Source organism: Flavobacterium sp. Sd200 (assembly GCF_009826935.1).
In the GTDB taxonomy this organism is placed as follows: Bacteria; Bacteroidota; Bacteroidia; order Flavobacteriales; family Flavobacteriaceae; genus Flavobacterium.
Genome location: NZ_WUMN01000001.1, coordinates 1369617 through 1396181, shown reverse-complemented (window position 1 = coordinate 1396181; position 26565 = coordinate 1369617). Strand labels below are relative to the sequence as shown.

Annotated in this window: 20 protein-coding genes; 9 read left to right on the top strand and 11 right to left on the bottom strand. The window is 39.8% G+C overall.

The features are described from left to right. Positions 1–40 precede the first annotated feature (40 nt). Positions 41–886: a TraM recognition domain-containing protein gene (locus GR160_RS06130; RefSeq protein WP_160748937.1), complete on the bottom strand. Its 846-nt coding sequence runs from the start codon at positions 884–886 to the stop codon at positions 41–43. On the opposite strand from GR160_RS06130, the gene GR160_RS06125 reads away from it, so the two are divergent. After that, positions 866–1165 carry a helix-turn-helix domain-containing protein gene (locus tag GR160_RS06125; protein WP_160749000.1) on the top strand — a complete coding sequence of 100 codons (300 nt, stop codon included), beginning with the start codon at positions 866–868 and terminating at the stop codon, positions 1163–1165. The genes GR160_RS06130 and GR160_RS06125 overlap by 21 nt on opposite strands. Before the next feature lie 751 nt (positions 1166–1916). On the opposite strand, the gene GR160_RS06120 is transcribed toward GR160_RS06125, so the two are convergent. From GR160_RS06120 to GR160_RS06095, 6 genes are all read right to left on the bottom strand, one after another. After that, positions 1917–2870, bottom strand: coding sequence for a polysaccharide deacetylase family protein (locus tag GR160_RS06120; RefSeq protein ID WP_160748936.1), 954 nt, complete (start codon positions 2868–2870; stop codon positions 1917–1919). Positions 2871–3220: 350 nt separating this feature from the next. Next, positions 3221–5173 carry a sigma 54-interacting response regulator gene (locus GR160_RS06115; RefSeq protein ID WP_160748935.1) on the bottom strand — a complete coding sequence of 651 codons (1953 nt, stop codon included), beginning with the start codon at positions 5171–5173 and terminating at the stop codon, positions 3221–3223. A gap of 324 nt (positions 5174–5497) precedes the next feature. Continuing rightward, positions 5498–6871, bottom strand: a complete 1374-nt coding sequence (locus GR160_RS06110; protein ID WP_160748934.1) for an alginate export family protein — start codon at positions 6869–6871, stop codon at positions 5498–5500. Positions 6872–6898: 27 nt separating this feature from the next. Next, on the bottom strand, positions 6899–7903 hold the full coding sequence (locus GR160_RS06105; protein WP_160748933.1) for an MBL fold metallo-hydrolase: 1005 nt from the start codon (positions 7901–7903) through the stop codon (positions 6899–6901). A gap of 85 nt (positions 7904–7988) precedes the next feature. Continuing rightward, complete coding sequence (locus GR160_RS06100; protein WP_160748932.1) at positions 7989–8990, bottom strand: alpha/beta fold hydrolase; 1002 nt, start codon at positions 8988–8990, stop codon at positions 7989–7991. Positions 8991–9058: 68 nt separating this feature from the next. Continuing rightward, the gene (locus GR160_RS06095; RefSeq protein WP_160748931.1) at positions 9059–9850 is read right to left on the bottom strand and encodes an alpha/beta hydrolase; all 792 of its coding nucleotides are present in this window, start codon (positions 9848–9850) and stop codon (positions 9059–9061) included. A gap of 341 nt (positions 9851–10191) precedes the next feature. On the opposite strand from GR160_RS06095, the gene GR160_RS06090 reads away from it, so the two are divergent. Both GR160_RS06090 and GR160_RS06085 read left to right on the top strand, forming a co-directional pair. Then, complete coding sequence (locus GR160_RS06090; RefSeq protein WP_160748930.1) at positions 10192–12378, top strand: sensor histidine kinase; 2187 nt, start codon at positions 10192–10194, stop codon at positions 12376–12378. A gap of 8 nt (positions 12379–12386) precedes the next feature. After that, positions 12387–14318 (top strand): sigma 54-interacting response regulator, encoded by a 1932-nt coding sequence (locus tag GR160_RS06085; RefSeq protein ID WP_202390720.1) that lies wholly within the window; start codon positions 12387–12389, stop codon positions 14316–14318. Between the two features lie 455 nt (positions 14319–14773). Here GR160_RS06085 and GR160_RS06080 read toward each other — a convergent pair whose 3' ends face one another. Then, on the bottom strand, positions 14774–19528 hold the full coding sequence (locus GR160_RS06080; protein WP_160748929.1) for a T9SS sorting signal type C domain-containing protein: 4755 nt from the start codon (positions 19526–19528) through the stop codon (positions 14774–14776). Between the two features lie 112 nt (positions 19529–19640). After that, on the bottom strand, positions 19641–20198 hold the full coding sequence (locus GR160_RS06075; protein ID WP_160748928.1) for a phage tail protein: 558 nt from the start codon (positions 20196–20198) through the stop codon (positions 19641–19643). Positions 20199–20335: 137 nt separating this feature from the next. On the opposite strand from GR160_RS06075, the gene GR160_RS06070 reads away from it, so the two are divergent. From GR160_RS06070 to GR160_RS06055, 4 genes are read left to right on the top strand one after another with little or no spacing between them, the layout of a single operon-like run. Further along, positions 20336–20707 carry a hypothetical protein gene (locus GR160_RS06070; RefSeq protein WP_160748927.1) on the top strand — a complete coding sequence of 124 codons (372 nt, stop codon included), beginning with the start codon at positions 20336–20338 and terminating at the stop codon, positions 20705–20707. 23 nt (positions 20708–20730) lie between these two features. Then, positions 20731–21375: a hypothetical protein gene (locus GR160_RS06065; RefSeq protein ID WP_160748926.1), complete on the top strand. Its 645-nt coding sequence runs from the start codon at positions 20731–20733 to the stop codon at positions 21373–21375. Further along, complete coding sequence (locus tag GR160_RS06060) at positions 21339–22130, top strand: sensor histidine kinase (protein WP_160748925.1); 792 nt, start codon at positions 21339–21341, stop codon at positions 22128–22130. The genes GR160_RS06065 and GR160_RS06060 overlap by 37 nt, the downstream gene beginning before the upstream one ends. Position 22131: 1 nt before the next feature. Then, a complete protein-coding gene (locus GR160_RS06055) occupies positions 22132–22803 on the top strand; it encodes a response regulator transcription factor (RefSeq protein ID WP_160748924.1) in 672 nt (223 codons plus the stop codon). A 92-nt stretch (positions 22804–22895) separates the two neighbouring features. On the opposite strand, the gene GR160_RS06050 is transcribed toward GR160_RS06055, so the two are convergent. Further along, positions 22896–23075 (bottom strand): hypothetical protein, encoded by a 180-nt coding sequence (locus GR160_RS06050; RefSeq protein WP_160748923.1) that lies wholly within the window; start codon positions 23073–23075, stop codon positions 22896–22898. A gap of 255 nt (positions 23076–23330) precedes the next feature. Between GR160_RS06050 and GR160_RS06045 the strand changes: the two genes are divergently transcribed. After that, positions 23331–24545: an MFS transporter gene (locus tag GR160_RS06045; RefSeq protein WP_160748922.1), complete on the top strand. Its 1215-nt coding sequence runs from the start codon at positions 23331–23333 to the stop codon at positions 24543–24545. Positions 24546–24605: 60 nt separating this feature from the next. Next, the gene (locus GR160_RS06040; protein WP_160748921.1) at positions 24606–25031 is read left to right on the top strand and encodes a DoxX family protein; all 426 of its coding nucleotides are present in this window, start codon (positions 24606–24608) and stop codon (positions 25029–25031) included. Positions 25032–25033: 2 nt separating this feature from the next. On the opposite strand, the gene GR160_RS06035 is transcribed toward GR160_RS06040, so the two are convergent. Next, complete coding sequence (locus tag GR160_RS06035; RefSeq protein WP_160748920.1) at positions 25034–26563, bottom strand: T9SS type A sorting domain-containing protein; 1530 nt, start codon at positions 26561–26563, stop codon at positions 25034–25036. Positions 26564–26565: the final 2 nt, after the last annotated feature.

The window sequence follows — 26565 nt, the reverse complement described above, 5'->3', positions numbered from 1 at the left end:
GAATGAATAGTCTCTAATCCTTTATGCTATATGATTACGGTTATTTTTTTATAATCATCCAGCGCAGCGCAGGGTCATCGAGCAGCCTGCGCATTTCGCTGTCAATAATCTCACGGATGTCCTGTTTTATCTGGATGTAATTCTGCTGCACCTGGCTGGGCAGCAGCTTGCGTACGGGTTCTATTTCTTTATAATTGTCTTCTTCTTTTTTAAGCGCATCATGGTCGTTTTGTATCTCACAATGAAATGCCTTGCGCTCTATAGGGCAGTCGGGTTGGTCGGCGATAATACCAGCGAATTCGCCGGAGCTCATGTTGGATATTCGCGAGGGCGGCAGGGCCGAATCCAGCTGGCGGGAATTACTGATGGAGGTGTCGTTGCTGTTGATGGAAAGGCTTTGGCGTTTTTGCATAATCTTGCCAAAGCGTTCGGAAAGCTGCTTAGCCGAATCGCCATTGACCTGCCCGGAAATTACATTGCCGACAATGTTCACGATCACATCTGCCTGTTCCTTGCCATAGTCTTTGCGCAACTGGCTGAAGTCCTGAATCCCCAGGCATGTTGAGACTTTGTTGGAGCGGGCCGTGGCAATGAGGCTGTCCATGTTGTTTAAGTATAAGGTTGGGAATTCGTCAAAGACCAGGCTGCTTTTCAGGCGGCCTTTCATGTTTACAAGCTTTACAAGGCGCGTTACGAAAAGCGAAAGAACAGCACCGTATATCTGTATCTTTTGGGGGTTGTTGCCCATACATACGACCTTAGGTTCATCAGGGTTATTGATATCCAGGGTAAAATCATTGCCCGATAGGACAAAGTACAGCTGAGGTGAAGACAGCCGCGCCATGGCTACTTTGGCCGAGGCAATCTGGCCTTCCAGCTGCTCCATAACGTCGTTAAGATAGGCGGGATTGAATTATTACTTTCCAAAGTTCCACAAAATAGCAACGTAGCAGAAGAAATACTTACTGTATCGCAAGCATCTGAGTTTTTAAATCTCGCTGTAGCAACTATTTACTCAAAGGTTAGTAGAAATGAAATTCCCGTTAACAAACAAGGAAAAAAACTCTATTTTTATAAATCGGAGTTGATTGATTGGATCCGTTCAGGAAGAATTAAAACTAATGATGAGATGATAAAGGCGTTTAATTTTCAACGTAAGGTATAAGTCAGGTTTCGGAAACCAGGATTAAATTTAAGTATGGGATATTTTGGCTTTCGGATATCCTAATTTTGAACTTTCTTGTACGCCAACAACTCGCACTATCCTGTGCGAGTTTTTATTTAGATTCCTATCGTGATTATCAAAATATTTAAAATATAAAGTGAAGTGAATGTATAAATGAAAATTTAAGTAGGCGTTTCAGTTTATTCTTTCTCTTTAATCAAAATCAAATTGCATCTTTTATCTTTGTAGGATATAATCCGTTTTAACGTTCTTATCGAACGGTCAAAAATGTGTTTTGTTTGTCTTTTTTTGTGATTTTTGGCTGTTTTTTGTACCCCCATTGTACCTCGGGTTTCCAAAATGCCTGTAAATACTGGATTGCTAATTTCTGCATCGGTAAATAGCAGCCACAAAATATCACAAAGCAACACAAACAAAACTAGTTAAATTGTTATAAAACAGTAATTTAACTGGTTTTTTATTATCCGTAACTTTAATTTTGTTTATGGATGTTTTGCTCATTTTTGTACCTCGTTTGTACCTCGTGTACAAGCCGGTTTTGAGGTACAAATTTTGGCGAAATTATGGCACACAGAGGCACACTTAGGCACGTTGGGACACAAAATGTCACGTAATGAGTTCTAACATTGAAATTAAGAGAATCTGTGAATTCTGCAAACAGGAGTTCACAGCACGATAGGAAAAAAACTTTAATTCAGTATTATGATTTTCCTGAGTTTATAGTGCAGGTTTATTCACGTAGTATACTTTTATCTTCATATGCTAACTGTGCAATTTCATCTTTCCTTTTAAAGCTGACACCTTTATGCCCTTGTATATAAGTCAGAATCTTCTTTGTAGCTGAAACCATTTGGGGGGTGCCTCCAATGCGGTCATGGAAGCTTATAGACATTTGCCTGCGTTTGTTTTCAGATTCAAGGTACAGCTGGTCGAATTCCATTTTAACTTGGTGCACAAACTGGTCAGTACTAAAGTTTTTGCCCTCTATCAGTACTATATCATTACAACGTATAGTGTATGGCACTACTGCAAAATCCCTGCCTTTTACTTTGATTAAGAAAGGTTCATCGCGGCTCAGGTCGTCTATGTGGTAGGTAAAGCCCAGCTCCTGTAAAATTTCGAGTGTATTGGTACCCCGTCTGAGCCAGTTTGCGTTATAGCCTACAGGTGTAAACCCTGTAACCTTTTTAATTGCGTCTACGCCATCCTTTATAAACTTCTTTTCTTCCTCATAAGGCATATTGTATTGTGTCGCCCAATTCATGCCATGTGCAGCCGCTTCATGTCCACGCTCCACTATTTCTTTAGCAAGCTGTGGGTTTTTGAGTACAGCAGACCCTACCATGTGCGATGTTACCTTAATGCCCAGTTTGTCCCAGTTATCAAGCATTCGCGGGATGCCTTCCTTAAAGCCATAGTCGTACCAGGTTTTACCGGGTAGGTCTATGAACCCCTTTTGCATATTTTGCGGAAATGGGCTTTCGGCGTTATCAGGTTGCCCTCCTGCCTCGAATTGCATGGATACCGATACCACCAGGCGCGACCCATCTGCCCAGGTTTTTGAAGAATCGGGATTTACAAAAGTATTAGTATGAGGGCTATTAGCCAGTAAACCAGTGGTGGGCAATAACCCTGCAAGCCCTGCAAGGCTTGTTTGTTTTAAGAATGTTCTCCTATCGTTCATGCTATGTAATTTTAAATGATATTTAAAAACGTAATTTTAAGTTAAGTATATGAGCAGCATAGCAGTTTTAATACGTAACTAAAGCGGCCTTGTTTATTAATGTTGACATAATTTAAATTAAAAAGTTAAAAAAAATTTGATTTTACTGTTATGCTACAATGAAGCCAAATTAGATGCCATCTTTCTTAAGTTGTTGTTTACGAGTTTCTTAATTTATGGTCGAAAGGGCTGGCATGACGAAATATCGTTTTAGACCTTAACAGTAACGAAATGCGGTAATAGTTATACGAACTGTAAATGCATACCTCAATGTTATATAAAGGCAAAGGTTACCCCGGGGAGTCTTTGTATCAAATATATTCCCGTTTTATGCTCAGTTTTTTCATTTTAGAATTTAGTGTTGTGGGAGGAATGTTAAGCATTTCTGCCGCGCCGCCTTTACCCCATATTTTTCCTTTGCATAGTTGCAATACACTGATTATATGATCTCTTTCGTTTTCCTCAAAACTCTTTACCGCGCTGTAATTTGTTGGAGGAGCATGTTTTGCTATCGTCGGCATTTCTGCCATGCTTTGTAAGGCTATATCAGTAATTATATTGCCACGGGCAAGTAGCACACTGCGTTCTATGGCATTCTCAAGTTCGCGGATGTTGCCCGGCCAGTGGTAATGAAGCATTTTCTGTAACACTTCGTTAGATACATCCATAATCTGTTTTCCTGTCTTTTTGTTAAATAAGGCTATGAAATGGTCTGCCAGCAACGGTATATCATCCATACGTTCGCGCAGGGAAGGCAATTGTATAGGAAATATATTAAGGCGGTAATACAGGTCGAGCCTGAAGCGGCCTTCTCCCACTTCTTTTTCAAGGCTCCGGTTAGTAGCGGCTATAATGCGCACATCTATTTTAACAGACTGTTTTCCGCCAATACGCTCAATTTCTTTTTCCTGAAGCACGCGGAGGAGTTTAGCCTGTAACTCCAGCGGGAGTTCTCCTATTTCGTCAAGGAACAATGTACCTCCGTCTGCAAGTTCAAATTTGCCAATATGCCTATCTGTAGCATCGGTAAAAGCCTCTTTTTCATACCCGAAAAGCTCTGACTCTATCAGGTTAGTCGGCAGGGCGGCACAGTTTATTTTAATGAGGGGGTTGTTTTTACGCGGAGACAGTTTATGTATGCAGTCGGCTATGCGCTCTTTACCGGTACCTCTTTCACCTAATATTAAAACAGAAGTATTTACAGGTGCAACCTGAACGATGTAGTCAAATACGTTGAGCAGCAAGTGGCTGTTGCCTATAATTCCTTCAAAAGTGGCATTTCTTTCCTCGTCTTCCGTTTTTACTTCCTCATGCTTTTTTGTACTGAGGGGCATTTCAATCTTTTCTACACTAAGAAGGTTATACAAAATTTCAGCAAGATAGTTGTGCAAACGGTGTGCCGTAGCCACATGCTCCTGGTTGTAGGCATCAGGACGGCGGCTGTAAAAGAAAAAGTAAAACACTTCGCCGTTAAATAAATGTATGGGCATTACAAAATTAGAGCGCAGCCTGAAGGTATCGGCATACAGCTTTTTCATAGATGGTTTTGCGGTTATGGCTTCAAACTCTAGGTCGGTATAAAACCGCGCAGCAAGGTCTACGGGTGTGGTTTGCTGCAGCGATTTTAATTCGTTCATTTTAAGGTTGGTCATTTCCTGCAATTCGTTAATTCCAATTACCTGATATTCTTCAAACCCTACCCTGAGGAAATTAAGCGCATTGTATGGAACTGGTCCCTGTGTAATGTACCCTGACCCAGCAAAATCAAAAGGTATAAAGGCCTGCAGTGCCATATTAATATGCAGCATTTTATCTTCAAGAGACTGCTTCTTGTCAAGGATGGCTTCCAGTTTTTCCTTAAAATGCCCGGCTTTCCTGATTTCATTTTCCTGACTTTTTTCGTGCCTATAGTGTGCAATTTCGAGGGTAACAAGCAGGTCTTTTTTCCTGAAAGGCTTTACCAGGAATCCATAAGGCTGCGTGGCCTTGACCTCTTCGAGCACTTCATGGTTAGAGTTTGCAGAAATATAAATGAAAGCCGTATTGGTTTCATGTAGTTTTTTTGCCAGGTCTATGCCGGTTTGTGGGCCTTTAAGTAAAATATCTACCAGTACAAGGGTAGGGTTCTGGGCTTTAATAATTGTAAGAGCATCGTTAACCGAGCGGGCAAAGCCACACACGGTGTAGCCCGATTTTTCCAGCATAATCTTAAGGTCATTGGCCTCAATAAACTGGTCTTCAACTATTAATACTTTTTCATTCATAATATGTTGTTTTCTAAGTTATATTCGTGGTGGCATCTGTAGTCCTGCTACTTGAAAGTAGCGGTAAAAAGAATATAATAACAAGGTATATGATTGGAGCCTTCATGTGTGCTGTTTTATTTTATCCGGCAGAAGTCAAGCCATTATAATTTTTAGAATTATCTTTAGTCTTTAATATGTTGATAAATAGTGTTTTGTGTCGTTTTTTTAGCTAAAGTCAGATATTCCTAAAATGACAGAAAACTATATACCGTCGGTTTTAAAGGTACACCCAATGTTATATAGTTGTATATTTTTATGGTACGCAGAATTGGAGCACTTATTTTAGAATTTAAGCTGGCTAGTAACACCCACAAAAAGAATATCTTTCCCTGCGCCCGATGCTTCGAGGTAGTCTCCGGCATCAAACCATGTAATTTCAAACCTGAAATACAGGTATTTGTTGGGGGTAAACACAATTTCACTTTCAAGCTGACGGCCAATATTCCGGGCGCCTGATGTTCCGGCCGGGTAAATCATGACTACACTTGGTGCATAAATACCGTCGTGTGTGCTGTAGCGCCAAAATATATCGTAGTCTATTCCCCATTGAATGGTTTTACTCAGTTCAAGGTCTATTGAAGGATGTATATCAAAGAGGTTTGAAGGGCCTATGATAGATGCCAGTCCGAAATAGCCCCCTCTTGGGAACAACGGGTTTAGTGTTTCAAGGCGATTGTCACCCTCTTTCCTGTCGCCGCTTATTACTTCTGCCTTTAGCCCTACATCCGGCTTAAAACTGAGCCCGGAGAATTGGTAACCTGCATTGATTGATGCTGTCCAGGCACTGATATCTTTAGGTCCTAATTTTCCAAACTGGTAAATTGCCTCGGCATCATAGCGCCATCCATTATTTTTACCCCAGCTGCGCGCACCAACTGAATGCCTCATTTCTTTACCTGCGCCGTCATAAAACACGGCATCTTTCCTTTTGAAGCCAAAATAATAAGCGTCGAGGTTTTTAATGAGCGGGACGTTGCTGAATGTAAAATAGCTACCCCAAAACCTTCTTTTGTTAGAAAACGCATCATCAAAAATGTCCTTTTGGGCAATAACAAAATTGCTGTAGAAAAAGTCGGCCTTAAGGCTGCCACTTTTAACCATGGCTTTGGCAGCATCAAAAGACTGGCGGCTGTTAGGTCCATCCCTTACAGAAACCAGCCGCTGCGAGCCATACAGCAGTTCCTGCCTCCCTACACGGAAAGCAAGGCTGCCGTTGCCAAGCGTGCCGCTATATTCTGCAAATGCTTGGTGAAGGTCGAGCGGGTTGAGGTCTACAGGGCTGGTATTTTTTTTACCGTCGGCAGTGCTGCTTTGAAGTTCAATAAAAGCCCTGAAGTGCTGCCCGAAATGCGCATCGGCATGAAAAAGCGACCGTGTAAACAGGTAACCGTCAGGATCTTTTGGTTCATCGCCCCATTTTTCGTTATGATTGTAAAAATACTGGTAGCGTATATCGCCGCCAAAACTCATATAAGTAGTTCCGGAAGCCGAGAGGGGTGTGTATTTAACCACTTTGTACCAATTACCCGATGTTGTTGTATCGGCAGCCAGGAAACCATAGTCCTCATCAAAGCGCTGGGGCTTAAAATCAGGGTATTGCTGGGCTGCCCCTATTAAGCAGCAAAGCATTGCCGCCAGGAGTAGTATCTTTTTCATGATAATCAGGGTATAAGTTAGGCGTGGCTATGGGGTATTTGCCTTAATGTCTTTATAAGCATTGGGTATATTAAAGTTGAAGTGAAGCCAGTTAAACAGGGCATAGCCTTTATTAAACTCCTTCATGGTTACTTGAGCTTTGGTCTGCTCCAGGGTTTTACCGCTTTTAACGGCATTTTCTACATTTTCCTTAAGCGCTGTGAGGTAATCCATGGTAAACTTCATGCCGGCTTTATTAGTAATACGCCCATGACCGGGTACCACGACATCATTGTCGCCTATCATGTTGTAGATTTTTGTAAAGTTGCTTACAGGTTCAAGAAAATATCCGTCAAACAGCCACGGAATGGCAGGGCTTTCGGCTATTACAGGATTGCCTGCCCAAAGTACGTTTTTATAAGGGCTCCTTAGATACACAAAAAGGTCAGCCGGCGATTGTGCAGTACCTACATTGATAAACTCTACAATGTTACCTGCCCCAAGGTCAAGCTTTAGCGATTGGTTTACGGCAATGGTAATGTCTGCCGGGCGGTATATACTTTCTTCTATACCACGGCCTTTGCCGAAAAGCGATATCATGAATTTCTTTATGTTCTCATAATTCTTACTGAGGTTTTCTTTACAAAACTCATTCTGTATCAGTACTGTTTCTTGAGGCAACAGGTAATTGCCAAAGCAATGGTCGCCATGGTCGCTGGTATTTACGGCATACAGTATGGGCTTTTTGGTAACTGACCGCACAAGGGCATAGAGTTGGTTATACAGCCTTTTATTGAGCATGGTTTCTATAAGCAATACTCCTTTTTCACCTACAATAAAACCGGCCGATGTGGCCTGTGGTATGCCCTGTGTAGTTTCTTTTTCAACGGTAGATGGAGACACGGCATATACATTGTCTGAAATTTTATGTAAGGTAAGGGTTACTGTATTGGCATCCCATATGGGCACTTGGTCGGGCATTGGAAACTGGGCATGGGCAGAAAATCCTGATAGCAGGATTACAAGCGCCAAGATTATTTTATTTGGTTTCATGGTTTCTTTTTTTAGTAATTTTAATTGGTGGCGGCTGCCAGAAGCAATTATATGGGTAGCCGCCGCCAATTATAGTTGTGGAAAATTATTTAGAGGTAAAGAAGGTAATCAGGTCTTTTTGCACCTGCTGGGTATTTTCCTGAACAATCCAGTGGCCGGCTCCTTTAATGTTGGATTCGGTTACACTTTCGGCTACAAGCTTAGAGTGGTCTTTAAGGAAAGCTGCTGCAAAATATTCTCCCCCCATAGCCAGCAGAGGCATTTTTAATTTAGTTTTCATAAATTCTGCGTTGTCAATAGCATCCTGCTTAAAGCCGCCAAACCATTTAAAGGCTGCTGTTGTGCCACCTTCAACGGCATATGCCCTGATAAACTCGGCTGTTTCTTCCGAAGTAAACGGGTCTTTGGCATGCCCCACCATAGGCCAGAAGTTGGTAAGGAATTCTTTTTCCCTGCCTTTTACAATATTGCCTGATGCAGGCCATGAGAAAAAGCCAAACCACCATGCGGAAGCAGATACCTGCGACCATACCGGCTCTACACCCGGTAGCAGAGCATCCATAAGGGCCAGTTTTTTAACTTCGTTACCATATTGTGCGGCATAAGCATAGGCTACCATAAGGCCAATGTCGTGCCCTGCAAGGTTAATCTTGTTATAGCCCAGTTGCTTTATAAGCTCGTGTACATCGGTTGCCATGGTCTTTTTGTCGTAGCCGCCCTCAGGTTTGTCAGATTCACCTACACCCCTTAAATCAGGTGTAATTACGGTAAAGTGCTTAGACAGCTCAGGCATAATCCTGTTCCACATGTACCAGTTTTGGCCGAAACCGTGTATAAGTACCAATGGCTCGCCCTTTCCGCCTATTACATAATGGATGTTGATGCCGTTAACTTTGGCTGTTTTATGTGTAAAACCTTTTGGGGCCGGTGCGGGTTCGGCAATTTCATTTTGCCTTTCAGATATGTTTATCCCCGCGCTGATAACTTCTCTTTGCTTTGCATGTGCCGTAAGGCTAAAGATGCCAGCAAGCAATAGCAGTTGTATTGATTTTTTTTGTTGTACTAAACTTTTGAAAATTGTTTTCATGATTTTAATTTTTAATGATTTCTAATAGTATTTGGTTTTATATTCTGAATTACTGAGTGGTAAAGCACTTATGTCTTTTGGAGCCCTTCTATCCATGCATAGGCAGATGTTGCAACTTCTTCCCAACCGGGCTGGCCCAGTACAAAATGGTTCCTGCCGGGAAATTCCTTATAATCAGTCACCGCATCTTTATGGGTATATTTTTTATAATTGCTGTAGTTGAGCGATGAGGGTATGGTATGGTCTTTTTCACCGGCTATAAAAAACAGAGGGGCATGGTAACGGGCAAAATCTATCTTTGCAGCATTGGTTATGGTATCCCTTACGATGCGTTTTGATTCGGGTATGGCAAACCGGAAATAAGACTGTTCCTGTAAATCCTCGGGCATTCCGTTAGTAAAGGCATACTGCCACTGGCTAAAACTCATCAGGAAAGTTTTATTTGCATCGGTAAAAAAGCCCAGTGGGCCCCATCCGGCAATTAAAAAGGAAAGCTTAAAGGTAAACACGCCCTGTGGGGGTACCGAGTGTATGGCCACAGCAGCAGCAGCAAGGTCTTTTTGCAGGAGCAATTGTGCAATAAGCCCGCCTATAGAATGGCCTATAATTATGGGCTTTTCCGTCAGCACCCTTACAATTTCCTCAAAATATTGTACAAGGCCGGTTAAGCGCAGGGCAGCAACATCAGGATCGGGGTGGCGGAATTTAAGCACATTAACCGAAGCATCTTTCTGGGGCCAGGCAGGGGCAAGGGTTTTATATCCTTTGTCTTCAAAGAATAATTTCCAGTCATCCCAGCACGTATTGCTTACAAATGCGCCAGTAATAAAAAGGATTGTTTTAGAGTTTAAAGCTGACATAAAATGAATATTATTGTTATGCCATTACTATAGCTATTATTATTCCTTTTGTTTTAATGTGTTGATATTGAGTTTTTTATTTGTTTTTTTGCTATTTGCTTCCGACTTTATTTCGTCGGATTACGAATTTTTTCAACCGTATGGCGTTGTTAAATCCGTATTAAAAAAATGAATACCATACCGTTCCAAAAACATAGGATATATTGTAAATTGGTGCAGTGTTAAGGCTAACTCTTAACCACCACTGCATGCGCGCCTTTCTAAAATTATTATTGCACAGGTTTGTTTTGATGGGAGCTGTATTTTTTACAGCGTCCCCGCTATTGGCGCAGCAAAAAAAAATGAACTCAAAAGAAGTAAGCCAGGCAGAAGGAAAGATGGCTTCTTTACCCCAACACAGGAATAAGGTGAGCCAGTTACTGGATATAAGCATGTATTACTTTAATTATGACACCCATAACCCGCTCGATTTAGACAAAGCATCAAAATTTGCACTGGAGGCACTGGCAACAGGAGAGGCTATTAATTACACAAAAGGTATAGGGCAAAGTTACCTGCAACTGTCTAAGATAAGCCAGGAGGCTAAAAAATACGGGCAGGGGAAAAAGTATGCTTTAAAAGCAGTAGATGTTAGCAAAAACCTTGGTGCTACTGATTTGTATGGGGAGGCCTTAGTAATGTTGTGGTCTACCAGTACCCTGACAGGAGCAAGTCACCAAACGGGCATACGCCTTATACAGAATGCGGGTGAGGCGTTTAAACGTTCGGGAAACCTGAAGAGGGAAGGGGATTGCCTTGAAGAGCTAGCCGACCTTTATCAGATGGAAGGTGACTATGCAAAGGCACTTATAGAACTAAAAAAGGCAATGGAACTTTACAAACATTCGGGATTCAAAAAGTTGCAGAACATTTATGAGCTTACCGGCAGGGTTCATTTGCTTATGGGGAATCTTGATAAAGGAGTTGAATGCCTGGTAAATGCCGAGAATACGGCCGATGCAATGGGTGAAACAATAGAATTTTACAGTACCCTTAACAACAGTATTGCCATGGCTTATACCACATTTGGCCAGCCCGATAAAGCACTGCCCTATATTGAAAAAGCGTTACAGATTGCCGTTGAGCTTAACAGGCCTGAAAGAGTAGAAGTAATCCTGGTTAACTACGTTTCTATTTTAAGTAAGCTGCAACGTACTGATAAGGCTATTGCTCTTGTTGATAAAATGATTGTCCAATACCCAACCATTAAGCGTCAAGACGCACCTGTATGGGAGTGTATGATGGCCGATATTTATATAGACCGTAAAGAGTTTGCTAAAGCGGCACAATATTGTGAAGGCATAGAAAGAAAAATAAAAAAGAACGGCAAAGAGTTGAATAAAGACGATATTTTTGATTTTATAAGCTCTATAATACGTTGCAACATTGCTTTAGGGAATTACAAAAAAGCATTGTTATACAACACAAAATACGACAGCCTGTGTAACATTAGGAGCCGTGTTTTTTGCAATACGTACCACATGTGGGCGTTTAAAATAGATTCTGCTGCGGGCAATTATGTTTCTGCAATTAAACATTACCAGCAGTATAAACAGGTAAACGACGAAATGCTGGGAGAGACTAAGGCCCGACAAATTAACCAGCTTAACATATTGCATGAATCGGAAAAAAAAGACAAAAATATACTGTTGCTTAAAGAGCAGGCCCAGTCACAGGAAAACAGCCTGAAATCGGCTAATTTTGTACGAAATACTACACTTGCCGGGTTTATGATAATGAGTGTATTTATCTTTATTATTTACAGGAATTACAGGCAAAACCTAAGGTCTAATGTGATACTTAAATCCCAAAAAGAAGAAATTGATGTAAAAAATACATCGCTTGAAAACCTGATTAGTGAAAAAGAGTGGCTTTTAAAAGAAATTCACCACAGGGTAAAAAATAATCTGCATATGGTTGTGGGGCTCCTGGCAAGCCAGTGCGAATTCCTGACAGGTAAAGAGGCAGTACAGGCCATTAACGAAAGCCAGAGGAGGGTAGAGGCCATGTCTATCATACACCAGAAGCTGTACCAGTCAGAAAACCTCTCAATGATTGATATGCCTTCGTATATTTATGAACTGACAGAAAACCTTGCCGATTCGTTTGACAGTGCAAAGCAGGTACGGTTCCAGCTTGATATCTGTAATATAGAATTCCCGCTTTCGCACTCCGTGCCGGTAGGCCTTATACTGAATGAAGCTATAACAAACGCAATAAAATATGCTTTTCCGGGAGAGGCTGAAGGGGTTATAGATATTGTGCTGAAGCAGGAAGGAAAAGGGTTCTTACTTTCTGTACGGGATAACGGGGTAGGCATTGACGAACATTTTAGTATTGATGAAAGCCCTTCTCTTGGGCTCAAGCTTATGCAGGGGCTTACAGGAGATATGCAGGGCGATTTCCTAATACGTAACAATAACGGCACCGAAATAGAAATACGTTTTTCCATAAACGAAGACAGGGAGGCTATACCAAACATTATTTAAAGTATAAGATGGATATAAGTACCAAAATCCTTATTGTAGAGGACCAATTTGTGGAAGCAAACCATTTGCGCCTGATGCTTACAAAAGCTGGATATGCTGTGTGTGGTGTTGCAAGGACAGTTAGTGAGGCTAAAGAAGCCATAAAAAAGAACAGGCCGGGTCTTGTATTGCTCGACATATTCTTAATTGGGCGTGAAACCGGTATAGACCTTGCAAAGTATCTTAACGAAGAAAATATTGGGTTTATTTACCTGTCTGCCAATTCTAATGAAGAGGTGTTGAATGCCGCCAAGGCCACACGTCCTTATGGTTTTATTGTGAAGCCTTTTAGGGAAAGAGACCTCCTGGTAACGCTACAGATAGCGGGTTACCACCAGCAGTATGGCATAGAATCGTCTATACGTAAGGAACAATTGTTTCAAAAACAAATTAGCCGGCTGATGGACGATTCCGGTACGTGGGACGAGCGGCTGTTTAAGATAGGCAAAGCCGTACAGCCACTGGTACCTTTTGACCTTATGGTGGCCATTTACCGTACCGCAAACGAAAGTGAAGACATTGTATTGGGCTTTTTGCGGGTGGGTTTTAGCGAGTATCAAAAAATTACCGTGGAAGACCTGCAAAACCTTTCTAACCTAAAGATAAGCGAAATCAAAAAGCTTCAGGTAAATACGGTGGTAGATGCAAGGGTATCGCTTTATGCCGGGGCAGATTTTCAAAAAGTAACTCAGGCGCCCACTATGAAAAAGCTTATTGCTGATTATCTTGGCATGCGTGCTAACCTTACCCTGCCCATACCGCTGTCAATAAATAAAAACGACCGCTATTTCTTTTCGTTTTTCAGCAGGAAGGCACAGGGTTTTAACGAGGCGCATTTTGAGGTATGCAAAAGGTTGCAGCAGCCCCTTATATATATGGTGGAAAACATCCTGATGAAGGATAAGAATTATGTACAAAAAATAATTCCCAAGCCGACACTTAAAACCACCTCTATGCCCGGTTTTGAGGGTATTATAGGGAAGAGCCCGTTGCTGGTGGAAATATTTGACCATATTGCCCAGGTAGCACCGGGAGATACTACAGTGCTGGTAACCGGTGAAAGCGGCACCGGCAAAGAGCGTATAGCAAGCAGTATACACAACCTCTCAGGCAAAAAAGGGCCGCTCATTAAGGTAAATTGTGCCTCGCTGCCCTCAAACCTTATTGAAACCGAATTGTTTGGGCATGAAAAAGGCGCTTTTACGGGGGCTACAGACCGCAGGGTGGGCCGTTTTGAGCTGGCCGATAAAGGCACGCTGTTCCTGGATGAGATTGGCGAAATGCCTTTAGACATGCAGGTGAAGCTGCTGCGAGTGCTACAGGAAAAAGAAATAGAACGCATTGGGGGCAGCAAACCCATAAAAGTAGATGTGCGTATTGTAGCTGCCACTAACCGCAACCTGGAAAAAGAAGTGGCAGAGGGCAGGTTCAGGCTGGATTTGTATTACAGGCTCAATGTATTCCCTATACACCTCCCCGCCCTTAGGGACAGAAAGGAGGACATAACATTGCTGGCAAAACACTTTATTGATGCGTGTAATGCCAGGACAGGCAAAAGTGTAACAGGACTCTCGACGGAGGCACGTAACAGTTTGTTAGCGTACAACTGGCCGGGAAACATCCGCGAACTTGAAAATTTTATTGAGCGTGGCGTATTGCTTGCCAAAGGGCCAGTTATAGAAACTATAGCTTTACCCCAGCACCATGAACCATTAGCAGGAGGTGAAAGCCAAAAATTAAAAACCATTGAAGAAAATGAAAGGACCCATATAGTTGCCGTATTAAAACAATGCGGTGGGCGCATAAGGGGGGCTAACGGTGCTGCGGTAATTTTGGGTGTACCTCCAACTACGCTGGCTTCTAAAATGCAAAAGCTTGGAATAAAAAGGAGACATATTTAATGTTGTGAAAAGGCAAACAATACTTTATCTGTGGTAAAAACCTTTTTTGTGAAGGACGGTTTTTAAATAGCTTGAATCAGAATTAATTATTTACTTTGGGTCATAAAGGATGCATACTCAGGATGGGCCTAGACATTACCCGACCTTATGCAGTTAAATTATCGGTATTTTAAAACCCTGCTAATGATAGCGGTTTATAATATTTGAGGTCAAAAATGCAGAAACTAAAAGGTAGTAATGAAGTAATTATTGACATAAGTGAACTTGCTTCAGGTATTTATTTTTTAAGGGCAGGGGCAAGGCAATTACATTTATAAAGAAATAGTTTTTTTTAGGGTATGGGGAGTGACAAGTTGACTAGTCTGACCAGTCATTGTAAATAATAATCATAAATTGAAAGACCGATAAGCTAACAGTAACTTATCGGTCTTATTTATTGCAGATCTAATTGATGTTTAAAACACTATTCTTTTGTTCACCGTGCCCTTTTCGGTATTTATTTCTACAATAAGAACCTGGTTTTCAGCTTGTAGGTCTTCTATGTCTGTTTTGACAGTATTAATGTTGTTTCTATGGTACAGCATTCTGCCACGTGTATCATAAATAACTACGTCGTTCATGCTAACCAATCCTGTATCGATATGTATTGAATTTTCAGTTCTATATACAATAACACTTTCACTATTAAGTTCAGTCTCTTGTATCTTAAGTGTTTGATTTGTATACTGGATTTCAAATCTTGAATTAAACGTACCACTCTCAGATGTAAAAGTATAGTCATCTTCTTTAAGGTCATAAACCTGATTTATGAAATTATCTTTAAGATAAATGCTCTGATCCTGATTAAACAATCCTTCAAAATGGTCTAAAGATATTGTATATTGTCCTGTTGCATTAGCAATATAACCCATAGAAACTACATCATTTATTGTAAATGACGGTCTTGCCTGTACTGCAAGATTTACTTCTGAAGCTATTGAATACAGAGTTGTTTCACTATTGCCGAATATCTGCCCGTCATAACCATAGTCAATTCCGGCAGTGGCTGAATTTAAATATGCCACAGCCGTTTGGCTAAATGCTCCACTTGAATTGGTAAGGTTTAGCCAAAAACGCGAAGGCTGAGATTGTGCCGACGTACGCAAGAAAGGCTGTAAACCATTTTGAGGAGCCGGGCGTCGCATAGAGTTTGTAAAAGTGATCTGTGTGTACTCTGCCAAATCATTAGTTTTTACAATAAAACCCTGTCCCTGAGATATTAGCCAGTTTTCGCTGTCTCCTGTATAAAACCCTGCCTGTTCTGAACCGCCATATAGAGAGCCATTGGCTGTAAAAGCTGCAAGGGTTAATGTAGCATAAGAGGATTGTATGGTATTATTGCGTTTTCTCCAAAAGTAGAGACCTGACTGAGTATCTATTACATAACTGTTATAATCGAAAAAGTCATTAAGGTTTAGAGGAGACGGATACGGATTACCTATTGCCGTGTAGCGATCTCCCTGTGTAGATGCAGGCGTTGTAATGTATCCATTATTGGCTACACCAGTAAAGTTACCGGTAAATGTTATAGGTGCAGTTCCTTCATTATAGCCGGGTGTATTGTTACTGTTAGGCATGCGTATAAGGTAGCTTTTTGCTGTTGCAAAATCTGTAGCTGTATCGGCATACCAGTATTGCTCTATATAAGCACCTTCTCCGTTATTAAGTGTTGGGTCAAAACCATAACCATATTGATAAAAACGTCCTGTAGCCGTTAGGGGAGAAAACTCAAGCAGGTTTTGCCCGGCAACAGGAGATGACCACAATGTATAATCAAGTCTGTACAGTGGATTGCTGTTTTTTTGAATGGTTATATTTCCGGAATTATCATTAAAATTGTCTGCTTGTAATAAAGCCGCATTGTCCTGAAAAACAAGAGAAGCCTCTTCTGCAACTGTTACACTGCCCTTTATAGAAAATGTATAACCGGGTGTTACAATAACATTACCACTGTTAACAGTTAAGGAGCACGCTGTTATTGTGCCATGTAAAGAGGTATTATAATTACCGTTAATTTCTACCGCATAGCTAACACAATCTGGTATTCCATTGCTCCATTCTGTTCCATTCCAGGAAGTTGTGGTAATGCATTCCTGTGGCCCTCTAACAAGCACTTCTCTTATTGTTGTGCACGAAGTGGTAACATCTGTAACGGTAACCCTATGGTATCCCGGTGACAGATTTGTGGCTGTAGCCTCTGTAATACCAGACGGTTGCCATAAATAAGTATATTCGCCCGTTCCGTTAATAACATTAGCTGTAACACTTGCCGGTTGTTGACAGGTGGCCGCTGTTTGAGTTATTTGAACTTGAGTTATAACAGGTTCATTAATAATAAAATCTTTCGTAATACTGCACAAATTCCTATCAGTAATAGTTACGGTGAATTCACCTGCATAAATACCTGTAACTGTAGCCTCATTACCGCCATAAGGATACCAGGAATAGGTATATGGGCCTGTGCCGCCCGAGGCTTCCACAGTGGCACTTCCTGAAAAACCATTACTACAGCTGGGATCTGTTTGAGATGTTGTAGCAGTTAAAGGTTCGGGGTTTGTCAGGGTGAAATATTTGGTTATGCTACAGCCGTTGCCATCTGTAATAATTACGCTATAATCTCCGGCTGTAAGACCATATGCTAAATAAGCATTACCTCCATAGGGCAGCCACTCATACCTGTACCCGCCAGATCCGCCACTTGGATTAACACTTAATACGCCCATACCATTATAACAGTTTATATTATATTGATCCTGAGTGGCTGTCAATGGTTCCGGTTCGGTAATAGTATAATGTTCTGTAATGTTACAGCCGTCAGTATTACTAATTGTAACACTATATGTGCCTGGGTATAATCCTGAAATTGATGAAGTGGTTTGCCCTGTAGACCACAAATAAGTATATGTATCATTGCTATCTACAGGTTCTAAACTTATACTGCCTGTTTCGCCATGGCAAAGAATATTAGAATGATTTACAGATACTTCTATTGCCGGTGGCTGCTCTATATAGAGGTAAACAACATGACTACAGTTTTTTAAATCTGTTACTGTAACGCTGTAATGCCCACCTGTCAGGTTATTTGCGGTAGGATCATTTCCTCCATAGGGCAGCCACGAATAAGTGTAAGGTGGTGTGCCACCAATTGGGGTTACTGTTGCACTACCTGTAGAATCGCCATGACATGTGGTAATATTGGTTTGTGTTGTAGTGGCTGTTAAAAGTTCAGGCTGTGTTATTCTTACAGTTATATTTCCGGTGCAATTGTTGGCATCGGTTATTATAACATTATAGGTTCCTGCTGCAAGGTTATATGCCCTGTCGCTATTACCTCCATAGGGTAACCAATTGTATGTATAAGGAGGTGTGCCGCCGGAGGGCCATAGAATAGCATTAGCATCGTCCCCTCCGTAGCAACTCACATTATTTTGACCAATAGCAGCTACTATTAAAGAAGATTGGGTAATTCTAAATGTTTTGACGATCGAACAGTTATTAGCATCCCGTATTGTAACGCTATAATTCCCAAATCTTAGATGGGTTGCTGTTGCAGTGTTGTGTCCTGAACTCCACTGATAGGTATAGGGAGCTGTCCCACCTGTTGGGGTTACTGTCGCACTACCGGTATTACCATCATAACAGTTAACATTTGTTTGTGATGTAGTTGCAGTTAAGGGTGCTAACGGCTGTGTTATGGTAACAATTTTAGTAACAGTGCAATTTTTAGCATCGGTTACAGTAACAGTATGATCTCCTGCTAAAAGGTTATTTGCTGTTGCGGTGCTGCTGCCTGTAGACAACCATGAGTAGGTATAAGGCGGGGTGCCCCCGGTTGGGGTTACTGTTGCACTGCCTGTATTGGAACCATAACAGTTTATGTTGGTTTGTGTAGTAGTTGCCGTCAAAGGCTCTGGTTGTGTAATGGTAAAAGTCTCAGTTAGTATACATCCTTTTGAATCGGTGATGTTAATAGTATAATTTCCGGCAGCTTTGTTGGTTATAGTTGTTCCTGTTTCTCCTGTAGACCAGGAATAACTGTAGGGAGGTGTGCCCCCGGATGTTGATACTACAATGCTACCTGTAGAATTTCCATTGCAATCAACATGTGTCTGATTGTTAGTTGCTGTTAAAGCATCAGGTTGCGTTAGATTAAAAGATCGTGTTAACACACATCCTTTTGAATCGGTGATGTTAATAGTATAGTTTCCGGCAGGTTTGTTACTTAGAGTTGTTCCTGTTTCTCCCGTAGACCACAAATAACTATAAGGAGGCGTGCCCCCGGATGCCGATACAACGATACTGCCTGTAGAATTGCCATTGCAATTAATATTTGTTTGGCTGTCAGTGGCTGTTAAAACATCGGGTTGTGTTATAATAAAGGTTGCAGTGTTTGAATTTCCGCAGGCATTGGTAACAGTGCAGGTCCATGTACCGGGTGTAAGCCCTGTGGCTGTAGGGGTGCCATCTCCGGCAGGATTGCCCGGTGCCCAGTTATAGCTCAGAGTGCCGTTAGCTGTCGGTCTAACAGTGGCGGAACCGTTATTTGCACCATTACATGTTACATTTGTTTGAGATGTGGCTGTAAAAGCTACAGGAGCACAGGTGTATGTTACAGCATCTACAGATAAATATCCAATGCCCATATCTGTAGATATTACATAACTGTCTATAACTTTATTGCTGTTATCCTGCCCGCCTAAATTAGACATATCAAAAAATGTGAAACCATTATTAAAACTGGCAGACGGGTTAAATGGATTGCTGCGTGATGCCGTAAATACAGTTTGCATACCCAGTTTACCCGTAATGGTAAGAGTACCTACCGGCGAAAGGTTTAAACCAGATGTAGATACATATATCCATAAACTCTTTAAATTAATAGCCGCACCGTTTGCAGCACTTATAGTGAATGTTACTCCTCTGGAACTGGATGTGTAATTAGAATTATCGAGATATTTATTATCTCTTGAAGTACCGGTCCAGCCTGTATGAGGGAAACTGCCCTGAACGTAAAAGTAACTTTGCTGCGATGTTACATTAAAAGTAATACCGCCCTCAGAAAATGTTGTACTATTATTAGGCTCGTTATCAAAGGTCTCGGTAATTGTCTGAGATTTAACAAACTGGCTGCCAAACAATAGCACCAGTAGTAAAAAGTAATGTTTTTTCATTTTGTTTCATTTAGTACTGTTGACAGCCAATAGTTATGCTTTAAAACCCTGCAAATTTTGTTTAACTGCTAATAGTATTAGACTGATTAGCGTATGGTCATTTTTTGCCCTGTTATCCGCGTGGCGGGAATAATCCTTCACAGCAAATAATATATCTCATACCTATAAAAGGCTGACGAAGGTCTATAGCTGTTGGAGTGGCTTCTCCTGCAGTATCAACAGATATCATTTTGGTATTCGTTACATCTGCTGCAGCTTTATTGTACAGACTTGAATTTGTTAATGTACGCCCGTCCATATATGTAGGCATACCAATAACAGAGTCGGCTTCCGGTTTCCCTGAATCTGCGTTGACGGAGCTAAGACTAATTTTTGCACCGTGGCTGTGAGATGGTATGTGTTTCATGCTAAGAGCTAAGGTTTCTGCGCCTCCCGCTACTCCTTGTACATAATTACTTCCGCCTGGCTGCGCACCAAGTCCAACAGGTATCCTTCCTCTTAGGTCGGGTAATGCAAAAGTGCTCATGCCATCGCCTCCGTAGGTATTTTGTATTACCATATATAATTTATCGGCAGTGTGTATTTGAAGGATCTGCCCATTACATTCTGCCCAGCCGTTAGGAATAAAAGGGCCTGCAAAAATTTTGATCATTCCAATGTATTCTTCCATGATATAAAAGGTTTTAATGGTTGTGAAGCAAAGCTATACTGCTGGTACTGTTTAAATACAGGTGTAAACACCTGATTTTTTTTATCATTCATTTAACAAATTTGCTACCTTTATAAACCATAAAACCAAACACGATTATGTCAGACTTAAATGCAGATTTTTCGATCAGCCTCACCACAGCGCGCGAGTATGCCACGAAGTGGAGAAAAGAAAACAGCGGCTATGACCGCCACAACAAACTACACGCATTTTTAATACCTAAAGACAACCTCGAAGCATTACTTAAAGAAGATATAGATGCAGTAAGGGCCTATTTAGGTGTGGATGAAAATGGGGTGGAAAAACTTATGATAGTTGGCACTAAATGGAGTCCGGCAACAGAAACACAGGATGATAAACTGCCGTTACTGGGTACTAAATTAGAAGGCAAAATTTATGATTTTACTTTGCCTTGTCCAAGATTTTGTGGTCATAAAAGCGCTCTTAACGAACTTGATATAGAGATCTAATACTTTTAAAATAGTATGGCTGCATGGACGAAGTCATAGTAATTATATCAAATATTGGTTTAGCAATACTTGTTGTAAATACTTTAGTCTATTTTACAGGCTTTACTCAAAACAGTAAAGCCTATAAATTTTTATGTCTGTATCTTTTGTGCAGCAGTATTGTTCAGATTATCATGTTTATAATGGCATATAGCGGTTATAACAACCTTTTTTTGTCAGGATATCATCTATTTACTCAGTTTATTTTACTTAGCTGTTTTTTTTACAGTCTGTTTAAACCGTTAAGTAAAATAAAAAGCATTACTGTAAAATATGTAAGCATAATAGTAACAACAGGGCTTATTGTTCAGTATTTTTTTGATCCGGAGTTGTATTATAATTTTAACCCGACAGGTTTTTTAATAACATCTTTACTGTTAATAACATATGCCGTTTTGTATATTTATGAACTGCTAACACAAAAGTTATTGTTCAATTTTGTAACTATAGGTGCCTTTATTTACCTTACAAGCAGCTGTGTTATTTTTACTTCTTCAACATCTATGGTATCACTAAGTCAGGAAATGTTTTCATTGATCTGGCAAATTAATGCTGTATTGTTTATAATCTATCAACTACTCATTTTTTGGGAATGGAAACAGCACTTTTTACCGAAGAAAATAAAATAGGGCTACTAATAGTTAGCGGTATTTTTATAATGTTCTTTATGGGCATTGTACTGTTGCTCTTTTTTTACTTTTCTAAAAAGAAGATCATAGAAAAAGAACTCGAAAAAAAAGAGGCGCAGTTGCAGCACAGTAAAGACCTTATTAATGCAACACTTACCACTCAGGAAAAGGAACGCAAACGCATAGCCCAGGATCTGCATGATGACATAAGCTCAAAACTTAACATAGTTGCTTTAAATTGCCATTTGCTTTCGATGAGAGATCTTACGAAAGAAAAAGAAGAAGAACTTACCGGAACTATTGTAAACCTTTCCGGAAAGGTATTAGAAAATTCAAGGCGCATTGCCCATAACCTTTTTCCTCCGGTGTTCGATAAATTTGGTCTAAATGCAGCTATCGAAGAACTTTGTAAAGAATATAATGTTTTGCAAAACGTAACCGTAAAATATCAGAATAATGCAACGTTCGATGGTCTACACAAAGAAAGTCAAATGCACATCTTCAGGATATTACAGGAACTAATCAATAACTCTGTACGGCATGGCAAAGCATCGCACATTTCTATTACATTTAATAACCAAAACGGGACTACCTGTTTTTATAAAGATAATGGGCATGGTTTTGACGTTGAACATGCAGAAAGTAAAAAGGGACTTGGAATGAAAAATATAGAAAGCCGCATTAATTTTATTAATGGCACTATAGCGGTGACTTCTAAAATTAATGAGGGTACAAGTATAATTTTTAGTTTTTAAAATGATGCCTGTAAGAATAATTTTAGCCGATGATGAGCACCTTTTCAGGAGTGGAATATCTTTCATACTTCAAAGGGAGCAGGACATTAACGTGGTTTTTGAAGCGTCAGATGGACAGGAAGTTATAGATTACATTAGAAAAAATCCTGATAGTGCAGATATTGTGATAATGGATTTAAAAATGCCCGGACTAAATGGGGTAGAAGCCACCAAAGTTATTTATGATGAGTTTCCTGAACTTAAAATTATAGCCCTGACAAGCTATGATACCAAACTTTTTATTGCAAACATGATCAATATTGGCGCAGCGGCTTATTTAGTAAAAACAACAACCCCTCAGGATTTGCTTTTTACTATACGTCAGGTGGCTGCAAAAGGATTTTATTATAGCGAAACTGTTTTAGGAACCATTAAAGAAAATATAGGGGTCATAAAAGAGTCTAAATTTAGTTTTGAAAGTGAGGACCTCACTAACAGAGAACGCGAAATAATAAGGCTTATATGCCTGCAGTATAATACTAAAGAAATTGCCGATATGCTTTTTATAAATTATCGTACTGTTGAAGGGCACCGAAATAACCTGATGCTAAAAACACAATCACGAAACATGGCCGGATTGGTACTATATTCGCTTAAAAAAGATATCATTACACTTAATGATCTGATGAAATAATTTTTATTATGATTTAATGAGGGCGAGGTAAGGCTTAATAAAAAAAGGCACAGTAAAAATACCATGCCTTATCATATCTAATATAAAGTCAATTATTTAGATAAACCGTATAATCCACTCAAAACAAGCAGTGTAATAAAAAATGCAACGCTTATTTGTATGTATTTTATAATTGTATCTTTTCTGTTAAAAGAATTGTAATGCATGTATCTTCTTTGATGTAATGCCACTAATTGAGAGTTGTCTGCGCCTGCTGTTCTTACCTTTTTCATAGTCTTTCTTATTTATTAGTGTAAATATAATAATGTGTTTTGCAAAGATCGATGCTCTTTAACAAAAGCTTAAACAAATATAATATTTTTGAATTTTAAAATCAATTAAAATGTTAAAAAAATAAAATAAAAATTTAAATTTTAACTTTTATGTTGATTTTTTATTTATCGTTGAAACCTTTGTGTTGAATTAAAACAGAATAATTGACTGTTTTTTAATGTTTGTGTTTTAAATTTGCATTTTTATTAAAATTTATGGAAAACACAGCCACAGCTGCAACCCAGCAAAACACAAACACTCAAAAAACAGTATATTCTATATTATTTTCTATTGCCTTTGCCCATTTACTTAACGATCTTTTACAGGCGGTAATTCCGGCGGCATATCCAATATTAAAAGACAATTATAATCTTACTTTTACTCAGGTAGGGCTTATAACTTTTTCTTATCAAATGGCGGCATCGCTTTTGCAGCCTTTTGTAGGTTTCTATACCGATAAAAATCCGAAGCCTTATTCGCAAATAATCGGTATGATATTTACTTTAGCCGGGATTGTGCTTTTGTCTTATGCCGGTAGTTTCCCTGTTATACTTTTATCGGTAATACTTGTAGGTATAGGTTCATCTATTTTCCATCCTGAGTCGTCGAGGGTATCGTTTTTAGCATCCGGGGGTAAGCGTGGTTTAGCGCAGTCTATTTTTCAGATAGGCGGAAACACCGGTACAGCCATTGGACCATTATTAATTGCCTGGATAGTTGTGCCGCATGGTCAGGAATACATAGTTTGGTTTGCCGCTATTGCAGTATTAGCCATGGCAGTATTGTGGCGCATAGCCCAATGGTATCAAAGCCATTTAAACCTTACTGCAAAAAAGAAACCTGTAATAGTAATGCCCGATCTTTCTCCGGCACGTGTGGTGGTTACAGTAATTATTTTACTAATATTAATTTTCTCAAAATACTTTTATATAGCCAGTTTATCCAGCTATTTTACTTTTTACCTCATCGAAAAGTTTAATGTAACAGTACAGGATGCACAGTTTTACCTGTTTATTTTTTTGGCATCGGTAGCCTTAGGAACACTCCTTGGAGGGCCGCTTGGCGATAAATTTGGACGTAAGTATGTAATATGGTTCTCGGTTCTTGGTGTAGCTCCGTTTGCATTGTTGTTGCCTTATTCAAACCTGTTCTGGACAAGCGTACTTTCTGTAATTATTGGGCTTTTATTAGCTTCCGCATTTCCTGCCATATTAGTATATGCACAGGAACTGTTGCCTAAAAAATTAGGTATGGTCTCAGGATTGTTCTACGGTTTCGCTTTTGGTATGGGTGGTTTGGGTTCTGCTGTCTTAGGAAATATTGCCGATGCCGAAGGTATAGTATATGTATATAATATTTGTGCCTACCTGCCGCTTATTGGCGTAATTGCTATGTTTTTGCCTAATTTAAAAAAGAATACGTCTAAATAAGTGTAAGGTTTTGTAATTTTTTTCTTTAAATTTACGGAACAATCAAACAACTATACTCTTATGTGGATCTTTGACAGTTCTATAAACAAAAAAATGAACAGCACCGCGCTGTTGCTTGTGCGCGTTGTTGCTGGGGCTTTTATGTTAACCCATGGTATTCAGAAATACCATTTATTAATGCAGGGAGGCCCTATAAAATTTGCCGATCCGGTTGGAATAGGGGAGGCACCATCTTTAGTTCTGGCCATATTTGCAGAGCTTGTATGTTCGGCATTACTTATAATTGGTTTTGCTACACGCTTAATTACCGTACCGCTTATCATAACAATGTTCGTTGCCGTTTTTGTAGTGCACACTGCCGACGGATTTGAGGCACAGGAACTGGGTGGTTTGTACTTGCTGATTTATGTTTTACTGTTTATAACAGGAAGCGGTAAATATTCTATTGATGGTATTATTACCAGAAAGAAAAGAAGAAGATATTAATCTTAGTTTTTAATAATTATATTGTTAAATACACTTCCGTCATTAGACGTGGCCTTTAAAACATAGCTTCCTTTTTGTTGCACCATTTCTAAATTAACTTTGGTCGTGCCATTATGTGTATAAAATGCAGGTTTGCCTATACTTCTTCCTGTCAGGTCATAAACTTCTACAGATGAAATTACTGATTGTGATAATGATGTAATGGTTACTGTACTTGTAAAAGGATTCGGATATAACTTTAAAGCCTTGTTTTTAATTGTATTTATATCCATCGTTGCAGGTTTCAATCTAATGAGAGCAAATCCGCTCGGGTAAAAAGTATCCCAGTAAATGCCGGTACTGTGCCCGCCTATTAATACCGTGCCGTCATTCTCTGTTATCAATGCCTGAGATACATCGTCAGAATACATATCTCCGGGAAAATCAAAAGTATATTCGGTATTATTATTAAAAGTTATATCGGCAAATCCTTCCTCTGTCATTTTTGACAGATTAAAGTCTCTTGGGCAGGAACTGTCGGAAGCACTTGGGCAGGCATGAGCACCTGTAACAAATATTCCATTATTGGTTACTTTAAAGTTGGCATTATAATAACTAACATTATTAAAGGCCAATTGATCCTCATCGATCCCGTATTTAGCAATCCTGCTGCCCTGATCGAATACCGATGCCGAATAAAAATAGTTTACATACAGGCTGTTGTTTATCAGGTCAACATTTTTAAGCGTATTGGTCATGCCTGTATTTAACTCGGTCAGCCTTATTCCATCAGTACCATAACTGTTTAGTGGCGTTCCATTTGCATCTATCAATACGGTCAACAGTTTTTGATGGCGAATATTGGTTATCGGCTCAAAATAAGTATCAGTACCTACAAGTAAAAAGTTATTGTTGCCGTAGGTTTTAATAAAACTGCCGTTGCTAAAATTGTTTATCGCAACTTCTTTAAACCCATTATTATCAAAAGTAGCATCCAATTGACCCGTAGCATCAATTTTAAAATAAATAAGTCTTATGCTGTTGGTTACTTCGCCATCATAGCGTGTGCCAATGCAAAATAAATTTCCGTTTTGGTCAGTAACAAAATCGTTAATAATTTCCTGAGCTTCAAAATTTGCTATGGCAAAATTGTTTGTCCCAAACGAGGTGTCGAAATTTCCGGTATGGTCTATTTTACAAATAAATCCATCCTCGCGGCCTTCTTCCCGATCTTGTCGTGTTCCAAAGACATAAAAGTAACTTTCAAAATGTTTAAATCCCGAAATGGTGTAATTATAAGCACTGTTATCTAAAGTAATAATGCCATTATTGCCAAACTCTGTAGCTAGGCTGCCATCATAATTTAGTTTTACCATATTATTGTCAGAAATAAAATAATAGCTGTTATCAACTAGCAGTGCATCGGTAGGATAAAAGGAAACATCGTTGTGAATTATGGATCCATCTATTCCAAAACTATCATCGGGTTCATAAATTTGGCAAAATGAGTTTGTTGTACAAAATAATACAAGCATAAGTAATGTTCTTTTCATAA

Bases quoted from the DNA above. Each gene is read 5' to 3' on its own strand.
- GR160_RS06095 (WP_160748931.1), bottom strand. From the start codon at position 9,850: ATGTCAGCTTTAAACTCTAAAACAATCCTTTTTATTACTGGCGCATTT.
- GR160_RS06120 (WP_160748936.1), bottom strand. From the start codon at position 2,870: ATGAACGATAGGAGAACATTCTTAAAACAAACAAGCCTTGCAGGGCTT.
- GR160_RS06115 (WP_160748935.1), bottom strand. From the start codon at position 5,173: ATGAATGAAAAAGTATTAATAGTTGAAGACCAGTTTATTGAGGCCAAT.
- GR160_RS06100 (WP_160748932.1), bottom strand. From the start codon at position 8,990: ATGAAAACAATTTTCAAAAGTTTAGTACAACAAAAAAAATCAATACAA.
- GR160_RS06080 (WP_160748929.1), bottom strand. From the start codon at position 19,528: ATGAAAAAACATTACTTTTTACTACTGGTGCTATTGTTTGGCAGCCAG.
- GR160_RS06035 (WP_160748920.1), bottom strand. From the start codon at position 26,563: ATGAAAAGAACATTACTTATGCTTGTATTATTTTGTACAACAAACTCA.
- GR160_RS06050 (WP_160748923.1), bottom strand. From the start codon at position 23,075: ATGAAAAAGGTAAGAACAGCAGGCGCAGACAACTCTCAATTAGTGGCA.
- GR160_RS06045 (WP_160748922.1), top strand. From the start codon at position 23,331: ATGGAAAACACAGCCACAGCTGCAACCCAGCAAAACACAAACACTCAA.
- GR160_RS06065 (WP_160748926.1), top strand. From the start codon at position 20,731: ATGGACGAAGTCATAGTAATTATATCAAATATTGGTTTAGCAATACTT.
- GR160_RS06090 (WP_160748930.1), top strand. From the start codon at position 10,192: ATGAACTCAAAAGAAGTAAGCCAGGCAGAAGGAAAGATGGCTTCTTTA.
- GR160_RS06110 (WP_160748934.1), bottom strand. From the start codon at position 6,871: ATGAAAAAGATACTACTCCTGGCGGCAATGCTTTGCTGCTTAATAGGG.
- GR160_RS06085 (WP_202390720.1), top strand. From the start codon at position 12,387: ATGGATATAAGTACCAAAATCCTTATTGTAGAGGACCAATTTGTGGAA.
- GR160_RS06070 (WP_160748927.1), top strand. From the start codon at position 20,336: ATGTCAGACTTAAATGCAGATTTTTCGATCAGCCTCACCACAGCGCGC.
- GR160_RS06060 (WP_160748925.1), top strand. From the start codon at position 21,339: ATGGAAACAGCACTTTTTACCGAAGAAAATAAAATAGGGCTACTAATA.
- GR160_RS06105 (WP_160748933.1), bottom strand. From the start codon at position 7,903: ATGAAACCAAATAAAATAATCTTGGCGCTTGTAATCCTGCTATCAGGA.
- GR160_RS06040 (WP_160748921.1), top strand. From the start codon at position 24,606: ATGTGGATCTTTGACAGTTCTATAAACAAAAAAATGAACAGCACCGCG.
- GR160_RS06130 (WP_160748937.1), bottom strand. From the start codon at position 886: ATGGAGCAGCTGGAAGGCCAGATTGCCTCGGCCAAAGTAGCCATGGCG.
- GR160_RS06055 (WP_160748924.1), top strand. From the start codon at position 22,132: ATGATGCCTGTAAGAATAATTTTAGCCGATGATGAGCACCTTTTCAGG.
- GR160_RS06075 (WP_160748928.1), bottom strand. From the start codon at position 20,198: ATGGAAGAATACATTGGAATGATCAAAATTTTTGCAGGCCCTTTTATT.